Source organism: Clostridium psychrophilum, assembly GCF_018861705.1.
In the GTDB taxonomy this organism is placed as follows: Bacteria; Bacillota; Clostridia; order Clostridiales; family Clostridiaceae; genus Clostridium_AD; species Clostridium_AD psychrophilum.
The window spans coordinates 1-9,036 of record NZ_JAHLEC010000124.1 but is presented as its reverse complement, the minus strand read 5'-3'; the positions used below and the strand labels follow the sequence as shown (position 1 = coordinate 9,036).

General features: G+C 30.1%; 6 protein-coding genes, 1 tRNA gene, 1 rRNA gene and 1 other annotated feature. All 8 genes read left to right on the top strand.

The features are described 5' to 3' along the window. Positions 1–331 precede the first annotated feature (331 nt). Complete coding sequence (locus tag KPL38_RS16755) at positions 332–1,111, top strand: type III pantothenate kinase (RefSeq protein WP_216290285.1); 780 nt, start codon at positions 332–334, stop codon at positions 1,109–1,111. A 104-nt stretch (positions 1,112–1,215) separates the two neighbouring features. Beyond that, positions 1,216–2,187 (top strand): tRNA dihydrouridine synthase DusB, encoded by a 972-nt coding sequence (gene dusB, locus KPL38_RS16750; RefSeq protein ID WP_216290284.1) that lies wholly within the window; start codon positions 1,216–1,218, stop codon positions 2,185–2,187. 487 nt (positions 2,188–2,674) lie between these two features. Continuing rightward, the gene (gene greA, locus KPL38_RS16745; RefSeq protein WP_216290283.1) at positions 2,675–3,157 is read left to right on the top strand and encodes a transcription elongation factor GreA; all 483 of its coding nucleotides are present in this window, start codon (positions 2,675–2,677) and stop codon (positions 3,155–3,157) included. 150 nt (positions 3,158–3,307) lie between these two features. Then, the gene (lysS, locus tag KPL38_RS16740; protein WP_216290282.1) at positions 3,308–4,840 is read left to right on the top strand and encodes a lysine--tRNA ligase; all 1,533 of its coding nucleotides are present in this window, start codon (positions 3,308–3,310) and stop codon (positions 4,838–4,840) included. 188 nt (positions 4,841–5,028) lie between these two features. Beyond that, a tRNA-Asn gene (locus KPL38_RS16735) sits at positions 5,029–5,103 on the top strand. A gap of 101 nt (positions 5,104–5,204) precedes the next feature. Then, positions 5,205–5,370 (top strand) — a binding site (T-box leader). A 43-nt stretch (positions 5,371–5,413) separates the two neighbouring features. After that, complete coding sequence (locus KPL38_RS16730; protein ID WP_216290281.1) at positions 5,414–6,805, top strand: glycine--tRNA ligase; 1,392 nt, start codon at positions 5,414–5,416, stop codon at positions 6,803–6,805. 209 nt (positions 6,806–7,014) lie between these two features. Further along, on the top strand, positions 7,015–8,391 hold the full coding sequence (gene murD, locus KPL38_RS16725) for a UDP-N-acetylmuramoyl-L-alanine--D-glutamate ligase (RefSeq protein ID WP_216290280.1): 1,377 nt from the start codon (positions 7,015–7,017) through the stop codon (positions 8,389–8,391). Between the two features lie 585 nt (positions 8,392–8,976). Further along, positions 8,977–9,036: ribosomal RNA gene (locus KPL38_RS16720) — 16S ribosomal RNA — on the top strand; the annotation flags it as partial.

Below are 9,036 nucleotides of genomic sequence, written 5' to 3'. Positions count from 1 at the left end.
TGTTTATTTTTACGTGATTCTGTGTTATTATTTGGGTATTCCATAGTGATTATCCTCCTGTGTGTTTTAGTTTAGGCGATTAAAGCATAACACAGAATTAATCCACTATGGGTTTCTTATTGGTTCAACTTCATTTTACAACAGGTCATCATAAAAAGGTTTAAAAAATATTTAGCTTGACAAATATGGTCAAGTTGTTAGAATTAAATTGATAAATTAGGAATACTTAAAATGAATATTTATAATATTCAACATATTAATTTTGTGCTTTTGTATGATAAAAACATAAGGCAGCTTGAAGCTGTTTTATATTATATAGGCGGTGGATAAAGTGATTTTAGTTTTAGATGTAGGAAATACTAATACTGTTTTAGGAGTTTTTAAGGGGAAAAAGTTACTTGTAGAGTGGAGAATATCTACTGATGCAAAAAAAACTGCTGATGAATATGGCATTCAGGTAATGCAATTGTTTTATCAGACACACTTAAAGATAGAAGAGATTAGAGGCGTAATAATTTCGTCAGTTGTTCCAAATATTATGTATTCATTAGAACATATGATAAGAAAATATTTTAATTTGGTACCAATGGTTGTAGGGGCAGGAGTAAAGACTGGGATTAATATAAAATATGATAATCCTAAAGAAGTTGGTGCAGATAGAATTGTTAATGCTGTTGCGGCTCATGAAATCTATAAAAGATCATTAATTTTGATAGATTTTGGAACAGCTACAACATTTTGTGCTATAAGCAAAGATGCTGATTACTTAGGAGGAGTCATATGTCCTGGTATTAAAGTGGCATCAGAAGCACTATTTGAGAGAGCAGCAAAATTACCAAGGGTTGAACTTATAAAACCTGATAAAATTATAGGAAAAAATACTATTACAAGTATGCAAGCTGGAATAATATATGGGTATATTGGCCAAGTAGATTATATTGTTAATAAGATGAAAAGTGAAATGATTAGTATAGGAGAAGAGGAACCTTATGTTGTATCAACAGGAGGACTTTCAAATTTAATAGCCGATGATTCATCTTCTATTGATGAGTTTCATCCTAATTTAACATTAGAAGGACTTCGATTGATTTATGAGAAGAATAGATATTAGGTGTGTTAATGATATTTCAGAAGGAAAGTTTATCAATTTTATAAGTATAAGTATAAATTTTCTTCTTAAGTCTTTGATATTGCAGTTTCACAGGAGATGATTTAATGAAAATATCAAATATTAATTTTAAGAACAATATTTTTTTAGCTCCTATGGCAGGAATTACTGACATTGTTTTCAGAGGGTTATGCAAAGAATTGGGTTGTGGTCTTGTGTATTCTGAGATGGTAAGTGCTAAAGGGTTATATTATGGTAGTAGTAATACAGAAGATCTCATGAAAATATCAAGCCTAGAGAAACCTATAGCTATTCAGGTATTTGGGAATGATCCTAAAATTATGGCAAGTGCCTGTGAAATATTTAATGCAAGGGACGATATATGTATGGTTGATATAAATATGGGATGTCCTGTACATAAAATAGTAAAAAATGGTGAGGGTTCAGCTTTGATGAAAACACCTAAACTCGCAGCTCAGATAATAAGGGAAATGAAAAAAGTTTCTATAAAGCCTGTAACAGTAAAATTCAGAAAAGCATTCGATTCAAGCAGTGTTAATGCGGTAGAATTTGCTAAATATATGGAAGACGCAGGTGTAGATGCTATTACGGTCCACGGTAGGACTCGTGAACAAATGTATGAGGGCAAGGCTGATTGGGATATAATAAGGCAAGTAAAAGAAAATGTTAAGGTTCCAGTGATAGGAAATGGTGATGTATTTTCTGTAGATGATGCTCTGAACATAAAGAAAATCACTAATTGTGATGCTATTATGATTGCGAGAGGGGCTATGGGTAATCCGTGGATATTTAGGGAAATTGCCCAGGCAATAAATGGGGAAGAGGTTATATATCCTACGCCTATGGAAAAAATAGATATGTGCATAAGGCATCTAGATTTGGCTGTAAAATATTATGAAGAGATTAAAGCTGTTAGAGAAATGAGAAAGCACACAGCGTGGTACATTAAAGGCCTAAATAATTGTTCTGAAATTAAAAACAAAATTAATACTATTAAAGATTATGATGAGGTAAGGCAAGTGCTTTTAGATTACAAAGAATATATAACTAATATATAAATATAATTTTAGAATTAAAAGATGAATTTATATAAATGATGTTGAATAGGATAATAGTATATTAATCTATAGGAGTTTGAATGAAGTCGATTTTATGTGTAAATATAAACACTTTTTATAATGAATTATAATTTAAGATAATTTAAGCATACTAATAAACGTAACCTAAAAAATATTAAAAATGGTTTGAACATAGTGACATAATTCTGAAAAAATCAGGCCAGTTTAATTATTACTTATATATTGACAATATTAACGGCCTGATTTATAATGGCTAAATAGTTATACATGGATTGTTATTATAATAATAAATTTTAGATATAATAATTTGAACTAATAGTCTCTAATTATATAAGTTACGTGGATTTTCTATAATTTTGTAAAAGCATTATTGTAGTGGGGCATTTTATGCTATCGTATTGCTATTATAGAGTTAATTCCTGAGTTTGATTGACGTACTTCAATAAAATTTAAAGGGGAGAATTAAATGAGCAAGCCAAAAAAATATGTAATGACTTACGAAGGGATTACAAAATTAGAAGAAGAATTAGAGTTTCTTAAGACTGCTAAAAGAAAAGATATAACAGAAAAAATAAAGGTAGCACTTGGTTATGGTGATTTAAGTGAAAATTCAGAGTATGATGATGCCAAAAATGAACAAGCATTTGTGGAGGGCAGAATAATACAATTAGAAAATAGGCTTAGAAATGCAAGTGTTGTAGATGAAGATGATATTGAAAAGGATGTAGTAAGTATTGGCGCAATAGTAAAGGTTAAGGATTTTCAATTTGACGAAGAAGTTGAATTTTATATAGTGGGTTCAGCGGAAGCAGATCCAATGGTAAATAAAATATCAAATGAATCCCCAGTTGGAAGTGCACTAGTTGGGAAAAAAGTGGGAGTAATTTTAGAAGTTAGTGTCCCTGAGGGTATTAGCAAATATGAAGTACTAGAGGTACGACGAGGTTAGTTGTTTAAATATTATTCGATTTTTATAGAGAAGTAGGGTATTTAACGAGTATACTTGTTAAGTACCCTAAAAAATATACACACATAAGCAATATGAAAGTTAAATAATTTGTAATTGTTTTTGTTAAAGAAGAAATTAGGAGGAATACTAATGTCAAATCAAAAAAAGAACGAAGAGAAAAGTGGAGAAAAATCTTTACATGAACTTGAATCTAAATATAATGAGCAGGTAACCATAAGACGACGAAAATTAGCCGCTTTAAAAGAAGAGGGTAAAGATCCTTTTGACGTGTACAAAGTTGAGAGAACTCATACATCTCAAGAGGTTAAGGACAATTATGAAAAATTAGAAGGAACTCAGGTTATTGTAGCAGGGAGACTTATGTCTAAAAGAGTTCATGGTAAGGCTGGTTTTTCTGATTTACAAGATAGATATGGAAGAATTCAACTATACATAAAAATAGATGCAGTAGGCGAAGAAAAATTAAAAGAATATAAAAGTTTTGACATAGGAGATCTTTTGAGTGTCAGTGGTACAACATTTGTTACACAAACAGGCGAGATAACACTACATATAGTTGATTTTAAACTAATAGCAAAATCCCTAAAACCACTTCCAGAAAAATGGCATGGATTAAAAGATCCTGACTTAAGGTATAGACAAAGAGAAGTAGATATAATCTCGAACCCACAAGTTAAAGAAACTTTTTTAAAGAGAATAGGAATAATAAAGGCTATTAGACAATTTTTAGATGATAAAGGCTTTTTAGAAGTTGAAACTCCAATACTATCACCAATAGCAGGAGGAGCTGCAGCAAGACCTTTTGTGACTCACCATAATGCATTAGACATGGATATGTATCTTAGAATTGCTACAGAGTTATATTTAAAAAGACTTATTGTTGCTGGTTTTGAAAAAGTTTATGACATGGGTAAAAACTTTAGAAATGAAGGCACTGATATAAGACATAATCCAGAGTTTACATGCATAGAACTATATGAAGCTTTTGCAGATTATAATGATATGATGGCGATTACTGAAAATATGATAGCTTATGTTTGTGAAAAAATTAATGGAACTACGAAAGTAAATTATCAAGGAACTGAAATAGATTTTACACCACCATGGAGAAGAATTACTATGGTAGATGCAGTAAAACAGTATTCTGGTGTGGACTTTACACAAATAGCTACTAATGAAGAAGCTAGGGTTATAGCTAAAGAAAAACATTTAGAATTTAAAAAAGAATTAAAAGATTGTACAAAGGCAGATATTTTAAATGAATTATTTGAAGTATATGTGGAAGAAAAATTAATTCAACCAACATTTTTATGTGATTACCCTGTAGAAATATCACCGCTTACTAAAAAGAAGAGGGGAAATCCAGAATTTACAGAGAGATTTGAAGGTTTTATATTTGGACGTGAGATTTGCAATGCATATTCAGAGTTAAATGATCCAGTGGTTCAAAGAGAAAGATTTATGCAACAAGAAAAAGAAAGAGAACTAGGTGATGACGAGGCTTATTTAATTGATGAAGAATTTATGAGCGCATTAGAAACAGGAATGCCTCCAACAGGAGGACTTGGTATAGGAATTGATAGATTAGTAATGTTCCTAACTGATGCGTATTCAATAAGAGATGTTATACTATTTCCTACAATGAAACCAATTCAGCAATAAAAAAATTATTTTAAAAGAATATTTTAGTAATCTAAAATATTCTTTTATCATGCTAATATTTAATTAGTTTATGTTAAATAATGAATTTGTTTTTTAGTTAACATTAACTAATTATAAATACATAAAGAAAATCATTGAATTTCTAATTATATATGTTATAATGTCTTTATAGTTAAAAATGATAATATTCCGCGATAGCTCAACGGTGGAGCGCTCGGCTGTTAACCGATAGGTTGAAGGTTCAAATCCTTTTCGCGGAGCCATTTTTATTATAAAACTATTATAATTGTGAATTGATTTATAAATATATTATGGGTATAAAAACTAAATACAATATGTTTATAATAATATAAAATTAATAAAATATTTCATGATGATAAAGAAAAGTAGTAATAATATTTTATAAGAGAGGTTGTGGCTAGTGTAAACAACCAAAGTATTATTATGAAAGGAACTTTTGAGTGTATAGAATTTAGAGTAGGGCATGTGCCAATAAGGGTGGAACCGCGGAAATAATTTTCGTCCCTTAGGGTACAGTCCTTTTTTTGTATTTAAAATTTAGGAGGTATTAAAATGGTAGATAAAAAAAGCATGGAAAAGATTGTTACTTTATGTAAGACTAGGGGATTCGTATTTCCAGGATCTGATATATATGGTGGGCTTGCTAATGCGTGGGATTATGGTCCTTTAGGAGTTGAATTTAAAAATAATGTGAAGAAAGCTTGGTGGAAAAGATTTATTCAAGAAAGTCCATATAATGTAGGAGTTGATTGCGCTATACTAATGAACCCAGAAGTATGGGTTGCGACAGGTCATGTTGGAGGGTTTTCAGACCCATTAATGGATTGCAAGGATTGTAAGGCAAGATTTAGAGCAGATAAATTAGTAGAAGATCATATGACAAAACTTGGTGCAGAGGTAGCTACTGCAGATGGATGGACAAATGAAGAGCTCAAAGATTATATGGAAAAACACAAAATAGTGTGTCCTAAATGTGGAAAAAACAATTTTACCGACATTAGAAAATTCAATTTAATGTTTAAAACATCTATGGGAATAACTGAAGATGGAAAATCAGATATATATTTAAGACCAGAAACAGCCCAAGGAATCTTTGTTAATTTTAAAAACGTTCAAAGGGCATCAAGAAAAAAGATTCCATTTGGTATAGGTCAGATAGGAAAGGCTTTTAGAAATGAAATAACACCAGGAAATTTTATATTTAGAACAAGAGAATTTGAGCAAATGGAATTAGAATTTTTCTGCAAGCCAGGTACGGATTTAGAATGGTTTGCTTATTGGAAAGAACATTGTGCTAGTTTCTTATATGATTTGGGAATGGAGAAGGAAAATTTAAGATTTAGAGACCATGAGGCCGAGGAATTATCATTTTATAGTAATGCTACTTGTGATATAGAATTTTTGTTTCCTTTTGGATGGGGAGAACTATGGGGAGTTGCTGATAGAACTGATTATGATTTAAAGAAACATATGGAACATTCAGGTCAAGATCTTAGTTATATGGATCCTATTACTAGTGAAAAATATGTACCGTACTGTATTGAACCTTCATTGGGTGCTGATAGAGTCGTTCTTGCATTCTTAGTTAATGCATATGATGAAGAGGAACTTGAGAATGGAGATTGCAGAACAGTGCTTCATTTACATCCAGCGCTTGCACCATTTAAGGCAGCTGTTTTACCACTCAGTAAAAAATTATCAGAAAATGCTCGCAAAGTTTATGATATGTTAAGTAAAAAATTTAATGTTGATTATGATGAAGCTGGAAGTATAGGTAAGAGATATAGAAGAGAAGATGAAATAGGAACACCATACTGTATAACTGTAGATTTTGATACTTTGGAAGATAGTGCAGTAACAATAAGGGATAGAGATACTATGGGTCAAATAAGAGTAAAAATAGATGAACTTGAAAAGTTTATAGATGAAAAAATACAATTTTAAATTATAAAATTTAGATTAGTGGATAAAGTATGGTATAAAATGTAGCATTTATAATCTATATTTATATTATACACTATTTTTTTTATAAGAATCCTATATAAAAAAATAGAATTTTTCAAGGAAAATACTCAACTACGAAGGTAATCAGTTAAGTGTTATAATGTAGTTAAAGGTAATATGAAATATATGAAGATTATATGGAGGTCTGTATGGGAAAAAATTTTAGTGAATTTAAAGAGTTTATAAAAGGGAAAAAAGTTGGAGTTGTAGGTATAGGAGTTAGTAACATTCCTTTAATACATTTTCTAGTGAAATTACAGGCTGTTGTTACAGCTTTTGATAAAAAGACTTACGATATACTTGGCAAGGTAGCAACTGATTTTGAAAACGTTGGTGTAAGGTTAGTCTTAGGTGATGATTACTTAAATGACTTAACTGGGTTTGACATTATATTTAAAACACCATCTATAAGAATAGATAATCCTGCTTTTTTGAAAGCAAAACAAGAAGGAACATATATAACATCTGAAATGGAAGAGTTCATAAAATATTGTCCCGCAAAAACTTATGGCGTGACTGGTAGTGATGGTAAAACAACTACAACTACAATAATATATAATATATTAAAAACAGAAGGATATAAGACTTGGATTGGAGGAAACATAGGAATTCCTTTGTTTGCAAATATTGAAGAGATAACTAAAGAAGATAAGGTGGTATTAGAGTTATCAAGCTTTCAGCTTATGACTATGAATGTTTCAACCGATATAGCAATAATAACAAATTTAAGCCCAAATCATCTAGATATTCATAAAAACATGGAAGAGTATATAAATGCAAAGAAGAATATATTTAAATATCAGAGCTCTAGTGATCTTATAGTACTTAATAAGGATAATACATTGACATATAATTTAAGAAATGAGGTTAAGGGCAAAGTTAAGTACTTTAGTATAAAAGAGAAGTTAGAAAAGGGCGCATATTTTCAAAACGATAATTTATTTAGTATGAATAAGGTAGTATGTAATATTGACGAAATTAAATTAAATGGAATGCATAATGTTCAAAATTTATTAACTGCTTTTTGTGCAACTCAAGATGACGCATCTATTGAAAGCATGAGAAAGGTTGCTACGACTTTTATTGGGGTACCTCATAGAGGCGAATTTGTTCGTGAAGTTGATGGAGTTAAGTATTATAATGATTCAATAGCGTCTACTCCAACTCGCACAATAGCAAGTCTTAAAGCGTTTAAAAAACCAGTTATTTTAATAGCAGGGGGATATGACAAAAAAATACCATTTGAACCATTAGCGCAAGAAGCATATTCCAATATAGAAACATTAATACTTGTAGGCGACACTAAATATAAAATTAGAGAGGTTTTTGAACGAATATTAAAAGAAAAGAAAATTTCTTTAGAAATTATAATTGCAGAGACGTTTAGTGAAGCAATTCTTAAAGCCAAAGCAGTTGCTAAAGCGGGGGATATAGTTACGTTATCACCAGCATGTGCAAGTTTTGATATGTTTGAAAATTTTGAGGTAAGAGGAAATAAATATAAGGAAATAGTAATGGCATTATAATAGAAACATAATTCTAGGTTATACAACAAGAACTTTGGTAAGAAACATTTTACCGGAGTTTTTGTTTTATCTAGCATAAATTCAAATGATGTAGTAAGAAATATGATAATTTACTAGAGTATTCGGTAGAGTAAAAATGTTCCAAGCGTATCACTATGAGAAAAACAGAATATAAGGGAGAAAAAGGCATGATTATGGAACTAAATTGACAACATGAATAATAAAAAATAAATGAATTTTTGTACATATGATATTATATTAATTGTCGTCGAAACATATAGTTTTAAATTAATTCTAACTGTATAGCGATAAAGTTAAAATTCATTATCTAAAGTTTTTAAATATGTTGACAATGAAGAAAAAAAGAATTATAATAGTAAAAGTCATCATAAGATGATGGATAAGTTGGTCTTTGAAAATTAAACAGAGAATAGGTAAAGAAATGAAATAATATTTTGTTTTAACCAGTTAATTACTTTAGTATAAAGTAAAATTTAGTCATAAGACTAAAAGTATTGTAATGAGCTCGCGTACAACTTAACAGTTGTCGCAGATTAATCATTTCAAATAAAAAGTGTAAACTTTTAAATTGAGAGTTTGATCCTGGCTCAGGACGAACGCTGGCGGCGTGCCTAACACATGCAA

What these genes read in the sequence shown, in the direction of transcription:
- KPL38_RS16730 (WP_216290281.1), top strand. Translation starts at nt 5,414, where the DNA reads ATGGTAGATAAAAAAAGCATGGAAAAGATTGTTACTTTATGTAAGACT.
- murD (WP_216290280.1), top strand. Translation starts at nt 7,015, where the DNA reads ATGGGAAAAAATTTTAGTGAATTTAAAGAGTTTATAAAAGGGAAAAAA.
- dusB (WP_216290284.1), top strand. Translation starts at nt 1,216, where the DNA reads ATGAAAATATCAAATATTAATTTTAAGAACAATATTTTTTTAGCTCCT.
- greA (WP_216290283.1), top strand. Translation starts at nt 2,675, where the DNA reads ATGAGCAAGCCAAAAAAATATGTAATGACTTACGAAGGGATTACAAAA.
- lysS (WP_216290282.1), top strand. Translation starts at nt 3,308, where the DNA reads ATGTCAAATCAAAAAAAGAACGAAGAGAAAAGTGGAGAAAAATCTTTA.